Origin of the sequence: Aeromonas sp. QDB23 (assembly GCF_027707745.1) — a bacterium.
Taxonomy (GTDB): domain Bacteria; phylum Pseudomonadota; class Gammaproteobacteria; order Enterobacterales; family Aeromonadaceae; genus Aeromonas; species Aeromonas allosaccharophila.
The window spans coordinates 1-15,249 of sequence record NZ_JAPCJA010000057.1 but is presented as its reverse complement, the minus strand read 5'-3'; the positions used below and the strand labels follow the sequence as shown (position 1 = coordinate 15,249).

Annotated in this window: 12 protein-coding genes and 1 riboswitch; of the genes, 5 read left to right on the top strand and 7 right to left on the bottom strand. The window is 60.3% G+C overall.

The features are described from left to right. Positions 1–40 precede the first annotated feature (40 nt). Positions 41–1,009, top strand: a complete 969-nt coding sequence (locus PG888_RS19160; protein ID WP_182939123.1) for a calcium/sodium antiporter — start codon at positions 41–43, stop codon at positions 1,007–1,009. A gap of 75 nt (positions 1,010–1,084) precedes the next feature. Here PG888_RS19160 and PG888_RS19155 read toward each other — a convergent pair whose 3' ends face one another. After that, the gene (locus PG888_RS19155) at positions 1,085–2,251 is read right to left on the bottom strand and encodes a type III PLP-dependent enzyme (protein WP_042058883.1); all 1,167 of its coding nucleotides are present in this window, start codon (positions 2,249–2,251) and stop codon (positions 1,085–1,087) included. 507 nt (positions 2,252–2,758) lie between these two features. Further along, positions 2,759–2,874, top strand: a riboswitch (glycine riboswitch). Between the two features lie 264 nt (positions 2,875–3,138). Between PG888_RS19155 and PG888_RS19150 the strand changes: the two genes are divergently transcribed. After that, positions 3,139–4,515 carry an alanine/glycine:cation symporter family protein gene (locus PG888_RS19150; RefSeq protein WP_182939124.1) on the top strand — a complete coding sequence of 459 codons (1,377 nt, stop codon included), beginning with the start codon at positions 3,139–3,141 and terminating at the stop codon, positions 4,513–4,515. Positions 4,516–4,635: 120 nt separating this feature from the next. Here PG888_RS19150 and PG888_RS19145 read toward each other — a convergent pair whose 3' ends face one another. Next, positions 4,636–5,352 carry a lipoyl protein ligase domain-containing protein gene (locus PG888_RS19145; RefSeq protein WP_182939125.1) on the bottom strand — a complete coding sequence of 239 codons (717 nt, stop codon included), beginning with the start codon at positions 5,350–5,352 and terminating at the stop codon, positions 4,636–4,638. Positions 5,353–5,454: 102 nt separating this feature from the next. Continuing rightward, positions 5,455–6,852, bottom strand: coding sequence for a nucleobase:cation symporter-2 family protein (locus PG888_RS19140; RefSeq protein WP_042658024.1), 1,398 nt, complete (start codon positions 6,850–6,852; stop codon positions 5,455–5,457). A gap of 235 nt (positions 6,853–7,087) precedes the next feature. Between PG888_RS19140 and PG888_RS19135 the strand changes: the two genes are divergently transcribed. After that, positions 7,088–8,209: a GGDEF domain-containing protein gene (locus tag PG888_RS19135; RefSeq protein ID WP_182939126.1), complete on the top strand. Its 1,122-nt coding sequence runs from the start codon at positions 7,088–7,090 to the stop codon at positions 8,207–8,209. Between the two features lie 33 nt (positions 8,210–8,242). Here PG888_RS19135 and PG888_RS19130 read toward each other — a convergent pair whose 3' ends face one another. Next, entirely contained in the window at positions 8,243–8,491 is a 249-nt protein-coding gene (locus PG888_RS19130) for a YciN family protein (protein ID WP_042058875.1), read from the bottom strand. A gap of 123 nt (positions 8,492–8,614) precedes the next feature. After that, positions 8,615–9,994, bottom strand: coding sequence for an MATE family efflux transporter (locus PG888_RS19125; protein WP_042058872.1), 1,380 nt, complete (start codon positions 9,992–9,994; stop codon positions 8,615–8,617). 120 nt (positions 9,995–10,114) lie between these two features. Here PG888_RS19125 and PG888_RS19120 point away from each other — a divergent pair, with 120 nt between their 5' ends. Then, positions 10,115–10,972, top strand: coding sequence for a helix-turn-helix transcriptional regulator (locus PG888_RS19120; protein ID WP_182939127.1), 858 nt, complete (start codon positions 10,115–10,117; stop codon positions 10,970–10,972). A 69-nt stretch (positions 10,973–11,041) separates the two neighbouring features. Beyond that, positions 11,042–12,736 (top strand): NAD-dependent malic enzyme, encoded by a 1,695-nt coding sequence (locus PG888_RS19115; RefSeq protein WP_042058867.1) that lies wholly within the window; start codon positions 11,042–11,044, stop codon positions 12,734–12,736. A gap of 107 nt (positions 12,737–12,843) precedes the next feature. Here the strand turns inward: PG888_RS19115 and PG888_RS19110 are convergent, their stop codons facing one another. Both PG888_RS19110 and ompA read right to left on the bottom strand, forming a co-directional pair. Beyond that, positions 12,844–13,905 (bottom strand): OmpA family protein, encoded by a 1,062-nt coding sequence (locus PG888_RS19110; protein WP_042658028.1) that lies wholly within the window; start codon positions 13,903–13,905, stop codon positions 12,844–12,846. Between the two features lie 228 nt (positions 13,906–14,133). Next, positions 14,134–15,132: a porin OmpA gene (ompA, locus tag PG888_RS19105; RefSeq protein WP_201932544.1), complete on the bottom strand. Its 999-nt coding sequence runs from the start codon at positions 15,130–15,132 to the stop codon at positions 14,134–14,136. Between the last annotated feature and the right edge of the window lie 117 nt (positions 15,133–15,249).

Genomic DNA, 15,249 nt, shown 5'->3' with positions numbered 1-15,249 from the left:
TGCTGGCGTTCCTGTTTGCTGACGAAGAGATGAAGATCCTATGACCCTGGCTTTTGTTGCCCTGATTGCCGGACTGGCGCTGCTGGTCTGGAGTGCTGACAAGTTTGTCGATGGTGCCGCCGCCACCGCCCGTTATGCGGGGATGCCGCCGCTGCTGATCGGCATGGTGATCATCGGTTTTGGCACGTCGGCACCGGAGATGGTGGTCTCGGCGCTGGCGGCCTCCCAGGGCAACCCCGGCTTGGCGCTTGGCAACGCCTATGGCTCCAACATCACCAATATCGCGCTGATCCTGGGTCTGACGGCTCTTATCAGTCCCATCGCGGTGGCCTCTCAGGTGGTGCGCAAGGAGATCCCGATACTGCTCGGCATTACCCTGCTCTCCGGCGCCCTGCTGATGGATGGTCATCTCGGTCGGATGGATGCGGCTATTCTCGGCGTCGTCTTCGTTGCCCTGATGGGCTGGTCCATCTGGGCTGGCATGAATGGCAAGGGGGATGCGCTGGATAGCGAGACCGCCGAGGATATCGAAAGCGAGGGGATGTCCCTCAAGAGCGCCATTATCTGGTTGGTTGTCGGGCTGGTGTTGTTGATCGGTGCATCCCGCTTGCTGGTGTGGGGGGCGGTGACCATCGCTCAGGCGCTCGGCATCAGCGATCTGGTGATTGGCCTCACTATCGTCGCGGTCGGGACCTCGCTGCCTGAGCTGGCCTCATCGCTGATCGCCATTCGCAAGAATGAGCATGATCTGGCGCTCGGCAACGTGATCGGTTCCAACCTGTTCAATACTCTAGCGGTGGTGGGGATTGCGGCAGCGATTCACCCGCTCGACGTGGCGTCCGAGGTGCTCACCCGTGACTGGAGCATCATGATGGGGCTGACCCTGTTGCTGCTGGTGATGTGTCTGGGTCGCAAGGGGCAGGGGCGGATCAACCAGCTGGAGGGGGGCGTGCTGCTGGCCTGCTTCGTCGCCTATACCGGTTGGTTGCTGACTAGCCAGTTTATCTGATTGGGTTTGGTGAAATGAGAGAGGGGGAAGCTCAAGCTTCCCCCTCTTGTTTTTGCTCGGTGAGTCTGTTGGCCGTCAGGCTACTGCCACCAGCTTCTGCCCCTTCTGGCTGCTGTCCAGAATGAGGATGCTCGCCTTGGGGAAGAAGTTGAAGGTGGAGGCCGAGGCCCAGGTGTAGGCACCCATCACCTTGCCAATCACCAGTTCGCCGATAGCCAGATCCGGCAGCATGATCCCTTCGCGGATCACGTCCACGCTGTCACAAGTCGGGCCGGAGAGCACCGAGTTATGCTGCTCGCCGCTGGCATAGGGGGTGCTCACCGGATAGGTGACGTGGTCATAGAGCTGGCCGTTGTAGCTGCCGTAGAGGCCGTCATCCAGGTAGTACCAGATCTTGTCGCCACGGTGGGCCTTGCCCATCACGCTGGCGACCGAGGTCATGGCCGGTGCGCTGATAAAGCGGCCCGGTTCGGCAATCTTCTGCACCGTGGCGGGCAATTTGGCCAGCGCTTCGCGGATCGGGGCGCAGAAGCCGTCGATGTCGAACTCGCCTCCCTCATAGTCGACCGGGAAACCGCCGCCGATATCCAGCACCCAGGGCTTGAGCCCGAGCGCCCAGGCCTGCTCCATGATCTCGCGGCAGGCGTCGATGGCCTGCACATGGCGGCGGGCGTGAGGCACCTGGGAGCCGACGTGGAACGACAGCCCCATCACCTTGATCCCCTTGGCGTGGGCCAGCTGCAGTAGCGGCAGCGCCTGCTCCGGGGTGCAGCCGAACTTCTTGGAGAGATCGACCTTGGTCTCGGGGTTCGGGAAGCTGACCCGCAGCAGCAGTTTCACTTCGTCCTTGTAGGGAATGAACTTCTCCAGCTCCAGCGGGTTGTCGTAGACAAACACGGTGCAACCGAACTCCAACGCATAACGGATATCGCTGTCGCGCTTGATGGGATGGGTATGAATGCAACGTCCCGGGCGAACCCCCTGACTGCGCACCAGATCCACTTCGCCATTGGTGGCGAGATCGAAACAGGCCCCCTCTTCCTTCAAGACAGAGACCACAGCCTCGTGGGGCAGGGGTTTGAGTGCATAGTGCAATCGTACATCGGGCAGGGCGGCGGCCAGCGCCCGATACTGTTTGCGGACGGCTGCCTTGTCGAGCAGCAGCAGGGGGGAGCCGAACTGTTCAACCAGCTGACGGTAATCTTGTGCGACCACATCTTTTGCAACCAGGGTCTCGTTCATTCTCTTTTGGTCATCCTTAGGGGGCGTGATATGCCCAAGCCATATGCGATTGAACCGGCGACGGCCGGGTCAGGCGAGCGGTCCGGTGGGACCAACCGAACACAGTGCATAAATTGATGGCAAAGTGCTTGGTTATGCGCCGGATTATCGGCTTATTGATTCTGTGTGCAAGCATTTTGATTGGATATGTTGGCAAGATTTTCTTGGCGAAACGAGAGGGCGCACTGTTCTCTATCCGGCACTTTTTCCGTTTGGGCCACATGTCATCTGCGAGCGCCTAACTTGTTGATAGTTAACTAACATTTAACATCCTCACCGATGCTCCGGTGGCAACAAAAAAAGTACAAACGGGGATGGCCAAGTGCGAGACAGCTCACATTTTTTGGATTAACATGCCAGCTTCCTAATCCAAACTAGTTCGGATGAAGGTAGCAGGAGAGCGATGGGGGACCATCCACCGAAGAAGTGAATCTTTCAGGTACCGGGCAACCGGTGTGGACTGCTACTGGACGATACTCTGGAGAGACCCGTTAAATCGGGCGCCGAAGGAGCAAGGCACCATGACGACCCGCAAGGGCTGGCTGGCGCCGGAAACTCTCAGGCAAAAGGACAGAGGGGATGGGATGGTTGTACCTGAGCTTGGAACTGTTCACGATCTGTAACGAGAGGTCGTCAGCAAGGTAAAGAGCAGCGCAGGAACCGGAGTGTATGTGAATACATGAGCCTCTCGGTCCCACATAAGCGAGCTGCACATGAGCCTTGATCACGGCCTCGCAGTAAGAGTGTGAACACGTTCTTGGCCTGCATCCGATCGCCTCTGGCCGATCGCGACACTTATGGGAAGATCATCCTTCTCCTCCTTAATCTTTGTTTTTTAAGGAGGATGCATGTCATCAATTCAATCGGCGTTAACCGCCATCGATAGTTTTATCTGGGGTCCACCCCTGCTGATCCTGCTGGTCGGGACCGGTATCTATCTCACCCTGCGTCTGGGTCTGCTTCAGATCGTGCGTTTGCCGCTCGCTCTGCGCTTGGTCTTTGGCCGCGATCAGGGGCAGGGCAAGCAGGGGGATGTCTCCAGCTTCGGTGCCCTCTGCACCGCCCTCTCTGCCACCATTGGTACCGGCAACATCGTCGGGGTTGCCACCGCCATCAAGCTCGGCGGTCCCGGTGCTCTGTTCTGGATGTGGATGGCGGCGCTGTTCGGCATGGCCACCAAGTACGCCGAGTGCCTGCTGGCGGTCAAATACCGCGAGCAGGATGCCAACGGCCAGATGGCTGGCGGCCCCATGTACTATCTGGAGAAGGGGCTGGGTTCCAAACCGCTCGCCAAGCTGTTTGCCCTGTTCGGTATCGGCGTGGCCTTCTTCGGCATCGGTACCTTCCCGCAGGTCAACGCCATCTCCGACGCCATGAGCCTCTCCTTCTCGGTGCCCCGTGAAGCGACTGCCGTGGTGTTGACCCTGATCGTGGCGCTGGTGACCCTGGGGGGCATCCAGTCCATCTCCAGCGTGTCGAGCAAGGTAGTGCCCTTCATGGCCATCTTCTACATCGTCGCCTGTCTCGGCGTGCTGGTGAACAACGCCAGCGCCCTGCCCGATGCCGTCATGCTGGTGATCGAGAGTGCCTTCACCGGCCATGCGGCGACCGGCGGCTTCGTCGGCGCCAGCATCATGCTGGCCATTCAGTCCGGGGTGGCGCGCGGGGTCTTCTCCAACGAGTCGGGACTGGGCTCTGCGCCCATCGCGGCGGCAGCGGCCAAGACCGACTCTTGCGTGGAGCAGGGGCTGGTCTCCATGACCGGCACCTTCATCGACACCATCATCATCTGTACCATGACCGGCCTGACCCTGGTAGTGACCGGGGTGTGGGGTGGTGACTTGAGCGGTGCAGCCATGACCAGTGCCGCTTTTGCGCAAGGACTGGATGCCCATATTGGCCAGTATCTGGTGAGTATTGGCCTGCTGTTCTTCGCCTTTACCACCATCCTCGGCTGGAACTACTACGGCGAGCGCTGCACCGAGTATCTGTTCGGGGTGAAGGCGATCAAGCCCTACCGCCTCATCTATCTGGCGCTGGTGGCGAGCGGCGCCTTCCTCCATCTGGATATGATTTGGCTGTTGGCGGATATCGTCAACGGTCTGATGGCGGTGCCCAACCTCATCGGCCTGATTGGCCTGCGTCATGTGGTGATCGCCGAGACTCGCGCCTACTTTGGCCGCGACTGCGATACGGAGTCGGAACCCGAGCCGCAGACGGCCTGAACGCCTCCATTCGTTCCACGTTCGCCTTGAAAAGAACAAGCCACGACTCGGGTCGTGGCTTTTTTGTGCGCGGCACTATTTCCATGGACGGGGCGTGTTCCCTATCCCTCCGGGAGAGGATCAGGGTGAGGGGGGCAGCTCCTCGCTCAGCAGGCTCTCCAGACGTGCTCGCACTTTCTCCACCAACGCCTCGTCGCCACCGTGCCAGTCAATGCTGTTTGCCAGTGTGGTGGAGGTTCCCGTCATAAAGCGCAGTTCGCCGCCCGCCAGTTCGTAGAAGCGGCTCGCCATCCTGGTTCCCTCATCCACATCACCCGCCACCAGCAGCATGGCTTGCGCCAGCACGGCGCCCTGGTGATCCTGCCCCGGCGCCAGCCATCGCTGGGCGGTGCCGGTGATCTTGCGTCCCCCGATCACCAGATTGTACTGACCATCGCAAAAGGAGCCGGGCACGAAGTCATAGCTTCCCGCAAGGCCGTACTCTGCCAACAGGCTCAGCAGAGGTGCCCCCAGCAGCCGGTAGTAGTGGGCGAGATCTGTGGTGGTGCGGGGCAATAGCAAGGAGAGGTTGAGAATGCCCGCCCCGTGGGGCACGGCAGTGCCGCCGCTGTCGCGCACATGCACCGGCCAGCCTTCAGCGGCCAGTTGCTGGCAGGCGGTTGTGTAATGGGGAAGCCGGGTATCCTTGCGGGTGACAATCAGGCATTGGGGCGCCTGCCAGAGGTGAGCGCGGGGCTGGCCATCACGGGCACAGTCGCGCAGCCAGTGCTGCTCTTGCGCCAGTATCTGTGCGGGTGAAGCGGTGTCGGGGAGGGGGGAGAGCAGGCGATAGGGCATGGCGGCATCCTCAAAAAAGGCTGCCCAGCACACTACCCGTGGCGGCTGGCAAGGTAAAGCCCCGCAGTGCGGGGCTTGGATTTGCTATCGGTGGGCGACGTCTCAGGAGTGACGCGCTTCGCGCTTTGGCAGCAGCAGGTTCATCACGATGGCGGTGATGCCACCGGTGGCGACGCCGTAGGAGAGCACGCTTCTGGCCAGTTCCGGCAGGTGTTGCAGTACCTCTGGCACCTGCGCGACCCCCAGTCCCATGGCGAGCGATACCGCCAGGATCATCAGGGCGCGGCGATCCAGCTCCTCGCGGGCGATGATGCGCACCCCGGCTGCGGCGATGGTGCCGAACATCACGATAGTGGCGCCGCCCAGCACGGGCTCGGGGATCTGCTGTACCAGACTGGCGACCGCCGGGAACAGGCCGAGCAGCGCCAGCATGGCGGCGATAAAGAGGCCGACATGGCGGCTGGCCACCCCGGTCAGCTGAATAACGCCGTTATTCTGGGCGAAGGTGGACATGGGGAAGGTGGAGAAGACCGCCGCCAGCATGGAGTTGGCGCCATCGGCCAGTACGCCACCCTTGATCCGTTCCATATAGACAGGCCCTTCCAGCGGCTCGCCGGAGATATCCGAGGTGGCGGTCATGTCGCCGATCGCTTCGAGCGCCGTCACCACGAAGATGATGGCGAGCGGCACGAACAGCTGCCAGTCAAAGCCGAGCCCGTAGTGGAGCGGAATGGGCACCATCACCAGCGGACCATCGAAGGTGGGGGGGCTCACTTTGCCCAGCAGCAGCGCCGCGGCATAGCCCGCCAGCATGGCGATCATGATGGCGGAGAGGCGCAGCCAGGGGTTGCGGCTGCGTTGCAGCAACACGATGAGGCCAAGTACTAGCAGGGAGAGGAAGAGGTTGGTGTGGCTGGCGAAGCTGCCATCAGAGAGGGCCGCATAACCGCCGCCCATGCTGATCAGTCCCACCTTGATCAGGGTCAGGCCGATCAGCAGTACCACGATACCGGTCACCAGCGGGGTGATGATCCGTTTCACCAGATGGAGGAAGCGGCTCATCACCACTATGGTCAGAGCGGCGGCCAGCATGGTGCCGAACAGGGTGCCCAGCAGATCCTCGGTGGGCATGGCCGCCTGCTTGAGGGCAAGACCGGAGGCGATGATGGGGCCGAGGAAGTTGAAGCTGGTGCCCTGTACCGAGAGCAGGCCGGAACCGATGGGGCCGAAGCGGCGGGTTTGAATGAAGGAGGCGATGCCGGACATGACCAGCGACATGGAGACGATATAACGGGTGTCGGCGGCAGGGAGGCCGAGGGCATTGGCGATAATCAGGGGCGGGGTAATGATGGCGACAAACATGGCGAGCATATGCTGCAGGGCGGCGAACAGCGTCTGGGGCAGAGGCGGTACATCGTCTATGCCGTAGACCAGTTCGCTATGGGCTCGCCTGGGGGGATGTGCCTCCGGGGTGATGCGTGTGGCAGCAGCCTGTTCCATAAGTACCTCGAATTGTGTGGGGAGGGGGGAGAAAATTGGGCGCTATTGTAGTGATTGAAATGACGCTGACCAGCGCTAATTATGCGAAAAAAGGTTTATTTTCTGATGGGTTGAAACGTTTGCGCGCGGCGATTATCATCTGTCGGTTTGTGTGACCTGTCTCACGGTTTAATTTCCCCTTGCCCCCCCCCGCCTCGGTGTAGAATGAGCCCTCTGTAGTTGTGTGGAGATTCTGGTGCTGAAATTGGCGGAGTTCTGGAGTGCCAAGGTTCACTCCGAAGACTTTACTCGTACCCGCATGGGATTTATGACGGTGCGTTTGCGCCTGCTTACCTGTCTGTTGATGATCGGTTTGCCGGCCTGGGCGGTGGTGGATTGGGTCACCTTGCCCGCCATCCATTTCGAGCAGCTGTTCCAGGCCAGGATCTTCTGCACCCTGGCGTTGTCGCCGCTCATTCCGCTCTCTTATCTTATTCATTTCAAACGGGAACGGATGAAGCTGGCCCTGGGCTACCTGATGGCCGTGATGATGCTCTTCTCCCTCTTCTGCCTGCACAGCTTTGGCGCAGAACAGGAGCTGCAGGCGGGTTACGTGGCCTTTCCCTATCTGCTGATCACTCTGTTTGCCATCTTCCCCATTCCCCTCTCCCTCGGTTTGCAACTGGCTGGTGTGGTGCTGGTGACCATGTTGCTGGGCCACTGGCTGTTGGTGGGCCAGACCATCTGGAGTCAGGCCACCCTGAATCAGGTGTGGGTGCTCGGCATGTTTACCATGGCCAGCTGTTGGGTGCAGTGTGGCCAGCTCAACATGCTGCTGCGGCTCTATCGGGAATCCACTACCGACGAGCTGACCGGCATGATGAACCGCCGCTTGCTGATGAAGCAGCTGGAGCAGGCCAGAGAGAAGCTGAAAGCCAAAAAGAAGCCCTTTGCGGTGATGCTGCTCGATCTCGATCGCTTCAAGCGGATCAACGATATCTACGGCCATCTGGCGGGGGATGCGGTGCTCAAGGAGGTGGCTACCACCCTGGGCGAACAGCTGGAGCCCGACATGGTGCTGGGGCGTTATGGCGGCGAAGAGTTTGCCATCCTGATGCACAACTGCGCCGATCCGGCGCTGGCGAGCAAAATGGCCGAGCGGCTGCGCATTGCCGTCGAGGCGCGGCTGGTGAAGAGCCCCACCTCGGACGAATTGCTGGAGGTGACGGTGAGTATCGGGATTGCCATGGCCCGTGCCGATGACACCATCGATATTCTGATCAACCGCGCCGACGAGTGTCTCTATCAGGCCAAGATGGCGGGACGCAACTGCGTGGTGGTCGAGGGGCAGAACAGCGGAAAAACAGATGCCGCCTGAGGGCGGCATCGTGTTGGCAAGGTACTGGTGAAATCAGGCTAGCTTGTACTTGCCGGAGAGCTGCTGGGCCAGCAACTTGAACATGTTGAAGACCGCCATGGTCTTGCCGGTCGGGGTGCCATCTTCGGCCAGGAAATACTCCCCCTTGAACACCAGAATATCCCCCTTCTGCTCCACCGAATCGGCGCGCATACCGTGGATGAAGTCTTCGTGGCTCTTGATGATCTTGTTGGCCATCTCAAGCAGGGCAGTCTCGGTGATCAGCTCTTTTTGTGGTTGCATGCTCGTCTCCTTAAACGACTACTGGACAGGGAAACCGTGGATCCCTGCCTCTGATTGAAGAGGCGCCCAGCATACTGCAAACAGGGTTTTTCTGTCATTGATATGACCCCGATTTGTGGCTGTTTATCCGATCACCAGATTCTTAAGCCAGCGGCGCTGGCGAATGCGGCGCTGCACCAGCAGCACCTTGCTGAACTCCTCCAGCAACACCACCGCCACCACCCAGGAGAGGGGCCAGCCGAGCACAGTAACGGCCACCCAGGCGAGCGGGATGCCGATGCACCACATGCCGACGATATCGATAAAGATGCTGTAGTTCACATCGCCGCCGGAGCGCAGCACCCCGATGATCCCCACCATGTTGAACACCTTGAGCAGCATCCCCAGACACATGATGCCGAGCACCTGTCCCGCCTCTGTCATCAGCTCGGGGGGCAGGTTGCCGACCCATTGCAGCAGGTTGGCTTGCAGCAGCCAGACCGCGATCCCCACCAGCAGCGCACCAATCGGTGCCAGCAGCAGGAACAGCTGGGAGTGCTGCCAGGCTACCTCGTACTCCTCGGCCCCGAGCCGATGACCGAGCAGGGTCGAGCAGGCCACTGCCAGCCCGAAGAAGAGGGAGATAAGGATGCTCTCAAGGGTGCCGAGGGTGGTCATGATGGCCAGCGAATCAGTGCCAAGATGGGCGTAGAGAAAGCCGTAAATCAGCATGCCGAACGCCCAGAGCCCGTCATGGAACAGCAGCGGCAGGGCGATCAGGGTAAAGCGCACCACCTCCTTGCGTTTGAAGGCGGCCAGCCAGTCATTTTTTCGCGGGATCAGGCGCGCCTCGTAGCGTCTCACGTAGATCAGCAGCAGGGTCGTTTGCAGCAGGCGGGAAAGGGTGGTGCCCCAAGCCGAGCCGGCCACCCCCATCGCCTCGAAGCCGAAGTGACCGAAGATGAGGGCGTAGTTGAGGATGACGTTGGCGATGATGGCGATAATGCCGATGCGGGTTGGTGCGGCGGCATTGCCGACCGAGCGCAGGGCTGACTCCAGCGGTACCACGATGGCGGTACAGAGGATGGTGGCGCCGGTGATCATCAAAAACTGATCCGCCAGTGCCCGTAGCGCCGGATCCTGACTGGCAAAGCCCAGCACGCTGCCTGGCGATAACACATAGATGAAGGCAAAGGGCAGGGTGACCAGCAGGGCGCCCACTATTGCCAGTGCCAGGGAGCGGCGCACCCCGGCCATCTCCCCGCGCCCGAAGTATTGTGCTGCCAATACCGAGACCCCGCCCGCGAGGCCCGCTATCACCAGCAGATTGAAAAAGAAGACCCGGTTACCCAAGCCGACCGCCGCCACTGCCGTGGTGCCAAGCTGGCTCACCATCATGATATCGATGAGACCGAGCAGGGAGAACATCATGGACTGCAGCGAGACAGGCAGGGCCAGCCGCCACAATCGGGTCATGAACTCGCGATCGGTGGTTTGTTTTAAAATCGCTTGCCAATAATTCATTAGTGTTAACCGGGTTTGAGAAAAGCAAGGTTTGTCATGGGTATGATAGGGGCATGTCGGGACGTTCTCACTGTGAGTGCCTCTCGGTTTTCTTGTGCAAAACTATCCTGTTGAGGTGTTATGCCATTTGCCAGCGAGTGTCTGGAGATAGCACCAGCCTGTGAAGAGCAGATGCTGGGACGTGAAGGGCTGCCCCTGCTCGGCGAGGCGGGGATCTTCCTTAGCGGGCTTTCCAAGATCCGCGATCACTACCTGATCCGCCGCAATCGCCCCGAGTTTCACATCCTGATGGTGAGTCATGACGAAGGGGGGGCGCTGCTCACCGACGAGGGGGAGCAAGCCATTCCGGCCGGGTCGCTGATTTTCCTGCCCGCCGCCGTGCCCGGCGGTCTCAAGCTGATTGGCGAGCGCTGGCAGATCAGCTGGATTTTGCTCGATGATGTACCGCGCTGGCAGCATCTGCACCGCCTCGGTCACCGTATCTGGCAAGGGGATGGCGGCGATCAGCTCTACCATCTGCTCAGCCTGATGCAGGGGGAGGGGGTTCGCTCCCCGCTGCAGCCCCAACTGCTCAGCCTGTTGTTGGCGCTGCTGGAGCGCACCCTGCAAGGGGAGGTGCGCGGCACCCCGGAGCTGCGGTTGCAGGCGCTGTTTCGCCGGGTGGAGGCGCGCCTGGACGAACCCTGGAGTGTCGCCCTGCTGGCCGAACAGATGGCCTGCTCCGTGCCCCATCTGCACCGGCTCTGTCAGCAGGCGTTTGGCATGGGGCCCATGGCCAAGGTAACCGAGCTCAGAATGAACAAGGCGCGCCAGCTGCTGCTCTATACCAACTGGCCACTTGGCGAGCTGGCGGCACGGGTCGGTTACAGCGATGGGGCCAACTTTGCCAACCGCTTTCGTTGTCTGACTGGTCAGACCCCGGGGGCATTTCGTCGACTCGGTCGCAAACCTTTTGCAACGGATATGCAAACTCTTTGAAATTAATGACACAAGCCCCTAGGATCGGCGGGTTCCTGCGTCTAGCTAACCGTTTAGGTACCAAGATCCATGTTTGAAGATAATAACCAGAAACGTCCCCTCTACATTCCCTACGCCGGTCCCGCCCTGCTGGAGACCCCCTTGCTCAACAAGGGCAGCGCCTTCACCAGCGAAGAGCGCAGCAACTTCAACCTCGAAGGCTTGCTGCCCCAGAATATCGAGACCATCGAAGAGCAGGCCGAGCGCGCCTATCGCCAGTTCATGGCGTTTGGCAACGACATGGACAAGCACATCTATCTGCGCAACATCCAGGATACCAACGAGACGCTGTTCTACCGTCTGCTGCACAACCACCTGACCGAGATGCTGCCGGTCATCTATACCCCGACTGTCGGCAAGGCGTGCGAAGAGTTCTCCAACATCTATCGCCGTGCCCGTGGCCTGTTTATCTCCTATCCGGACAAGGACAGGATCGATGACATGCTGCAAAACGCCACCAAGCAGAACGTCAAGGTGATCGTGGTGACCGATGGCGAGCGCATTCTGGGTCTGGGCGATCAGGGGATCGGCGGCATGGGTATCCCCATCGGTAAGCTGTCGCTCTATACCGCCTGTGGCGGCATCTCGCCCGCCTACTGCCTGCCGGTGGTACTGGATGTCGGCACCAACAACCAGCAGCTGCTGAACGACCCCTTCTATATGGGGTGGCGCAATCCGCGCATCTCCGGTGAAGAGTATGCGGAGTTCGTCGATGCCTTCATTCAGGCGGTCAAGCGCCGCTGGCCAGACATTCTGCTGCAGTTCGAGGATTTCGCCCAGAACAACGCCATGCCGTTGCTCAACCGCTACAAGAACGAGCTCTGCTGCTTCAACGATGATATTCAGGGCACAGCGGCGGTGACGTTGGGCAGCCTGATTGCAGCCTGCAAGGCCTCCGGCGCCAAACTCTCCGAGAAGCGGGTGGCTTTCCTCGGGGCAGGTAGCGCGGGCTGCGGTATTGCCGAGCAGATCGTTGCGCAGATGAAGGCCGAAGGGCTGACCGATGCACAGGCTCGTGGCCGGGTCTTTATGGTGGACCGTTTCGGTCTTATCACCGACAAGATCCCCAACCAGCTCGACTTCCAGCGCCGTCTCTCCCAGCCGGTGGAGCGGATCAAAGACTGGCCGGTGGGGGACAATATCTCCCTGCTGGAGGTGATGGAGCACGGTCGTCCGGACATCCTGATCGGGGTCTCCGGCCAGCCGGGTCTGTTCACCGAAGAGGTGGTCAAGACCATGCACAAGCACTGTGCCCGCCCCATCATCTTCCCGCTCTCCAATCCCACCTCCCGGGTCGAGGCGACCCCGGCAGATCTCATCCGCTGGACCGATGGTCAGGCGCTGGTGGCAACCGGTAGTCCGTTTGCACCGGTGGAGCACAAGGGCAAGCGCTATGTCATCGCCCAGTGCAACAACTCCTTTATCTTCCCGGGGATTGGCCTTGGCGTTATCGCCTCCGGCGCCACCCGGGTGACCGACGCCATGTTGATGTCGGCCAGCCGCGCGCTGGCGGAGTGTTCACCGCTGGTGAAAGGGGAGGAGGGCTCCCTGCTGCCGGATCTGGCGGATATCCATCAGGTTTCCCGCTACATCGCCAAGATGGTGGCCAAGACCGCCATGCTGCAAGGCAAGGCGGTGCAGACCCCGGACGAGGTGATCGATCAGGCCATCGAAGCGAACTTCTGGCATCCGGAATATCGTCGCTACCGCCGCACCTCGTTCTGATTGGACGGGGCGTGAATACCACGGCAAAGCAAAAGGGATGCGAAAGCATCCCTTTTTTTGTGCACCTTGCACAGAGCCCCTCTCACACGTCTGGCTGCTCTCTTCGTTTATTGTTCGGCTGGCTGCGCGGCAGGGGCCTCGGGGGCCCCCTGAGTGCCAGTGACCCTGACCTCTACCCGGCGATCAGGTCCAAGGCAGTCGATCAGCGCGGCTTTGGCCTTGATGGCATCACACTGGTTGCCGGTGACCGGGTTGCTCTCGCCATTGCCCTGAATGCTCACCTTGTCGGCGGGCAGCCCCTTGCCGATCAGGAAGTCGGCGACTGTTTTTGCCCGCGCCTCGGACAGCGCCTGATTGTTGGCATCCGAGCCGATACGGTCGGTATACCCCATCACGACCGCACTGCCATCCTTGGGCTGTACATCGACGATCTGCTGGTAGAGAGCGTCCAGCGCGCTCATCCCTTCCGGTTTGAGATCGGCCTTGCCAAAGGCGAACAACACGTCGGAACTGAGGTTGAAGGTCTGATCCACCACCTCGGGTTCAACGGGTGGCGGAACCACGACCGGAGCTGGGGTGGGGGCGGGCTCGGCAGGTTGGCTGCGGTTCGGGTGGATCACCAGCTCCAGGGTGGCGGTGCTGACGTCGCTGACCCAGCGCTGGGTACCGCTGTTGGCTTTGCCGTTATCCGGATCATCGCCAACGCGCACTATGTAGCGGTAGCGCGCCTGCAGATCGACCCAGTCATGGAGCCGCGCCGTCAGGCCCAAGCCTGCCAGCGGTGCCAGGTTGTCGTCCCCGCCGTTGACTGATTCGACGTGATAGATATAGCCACCGCCCTCGGCAAACACCGAGAACATCTCGCTGAGCGGCAAGCGGCCAATCACTGACAGGGTTGCCCCCTTGCTGTTGAAGTCATGGCCGCTGATATCCCAGTCTCCGGTGGAGAGATAGCCAATCTCGGCTCCCAGATTTTCCGTGAAGTTGTAGCCGCCAAACAGGGAGAGCGCAGTCGCATCCTTGCTGACATCCTGACTGAAGTCATTTAAATCGTGCGCAATGGCCCAGCCACCGCCGACCCCGGCATACCAGTCGTGAACCGGTACCGCTTGTGCGCCTGTGCTCGCCAATGCCAGTGCAATCCACACAGGTTTTACTCTTATGTTCATCGCGTATCCTCGTCGATGTTTGGTGTAGTGGGGATTTTTGTTAGTAAAACCCCACACTTATTTATAGGTGACGGGCTGTTTTTAACCACCCGGGAGGTATGGATAGTGGCAATAAGTGAACCCATGTCACTGAAACGATGCGGGAGGGAGGAAGGTGGTCTGCGGTGAGTTACAAAAGAGCCAAAAAAAGGAGGCCAGGTGGCCTCCTTGTTATGTCGGACTGCAGGATTACTGTGTGACTTGCTGCACGCCGGTGACGCGCACTTCGACGCGGCGATCCGGTGCCAGGCAGGAGATCAGCTGAGCCTTGCCCTTGACGCTGTTGCACTGGGTGCCAGTGACCGGATTGGCTTCACCGCGACCTTCGATGGCAACCTTGCCAGCTGGCAGACCCTTGCCAACCAGGAAGTCGGCCACGGTACGGGCGCGCGCTTCGGAGAGTTTCTGGTTGTAGGCATCAGAGCCGATACGGTCGGTGTAACCGACGACCACGGCGCTGCCATCTTTTGGCTGAACGTCAACGATCTGCTGATACAGGGTGTTGAGCGCTGCGACACCTTCTGGCTTGAGGGTGGATTTGCCAAAGGCAAACAGCACGTCAGAGCTCAGGGCAAAGTTCTTGTCGACCAGTACCGGCTCGGGAACCGGCTCAGGGGCAGGAGCTGCCACCGGGGCTACATAGGAGGTGCGGTTCGGGTGCATCACCAGCTCCAGGGTGGCGACGCTCATGTCGCTCTCCCAGGTTTTCTGCTCGTCACCCAGACTCCACAGGTAGCGGTAGCGGGCTTGCACATCAATAAGGTCGGAGATCTTGGCAGTCAGCCCCAGACCGGCTAGCGGCGCGGTGCCGTTGTCGCTGTTGCCATTGCCGTTGACGTGATTGAAGTAGGCACCACCTTCAGCAAACACCGAGAAGATGTCGCCCAGCGGCAGACGGGCGATACCGGAGAGGGTTGCACCCTGGGTTTTGAAATCGGCACCGTCAACGCCCGCTTTACCGGCGTAGAGGTAGCCCAGTTCGGCTGAGTAGTAGTCGTTGAAGTTGTAACCGCCGAACATGCTCAGTGCGGTGGCATCTTTATCGGTGTCTTTGCCAAAATCATCCAGATTGTGGGCATATGCCCAGCCAGCACCGATACCGGTGTACCAGTCATCGGCAGCCTGGGCTGTGGTGCCTGCGGCGGCCAGCGCCAGTGCAATCAGGGTAGGAGCCATTTTGAGTTTCATCGGTTTATCCTCGTTGTGTTAGCCCGGGTCGGGCAATGCACAGGGCGGGATCGCACTTTGTTAATGAAATTTGAACAGGCAGATCGTCTGTGATCTAATCGCGTCTCCATGCAGGAG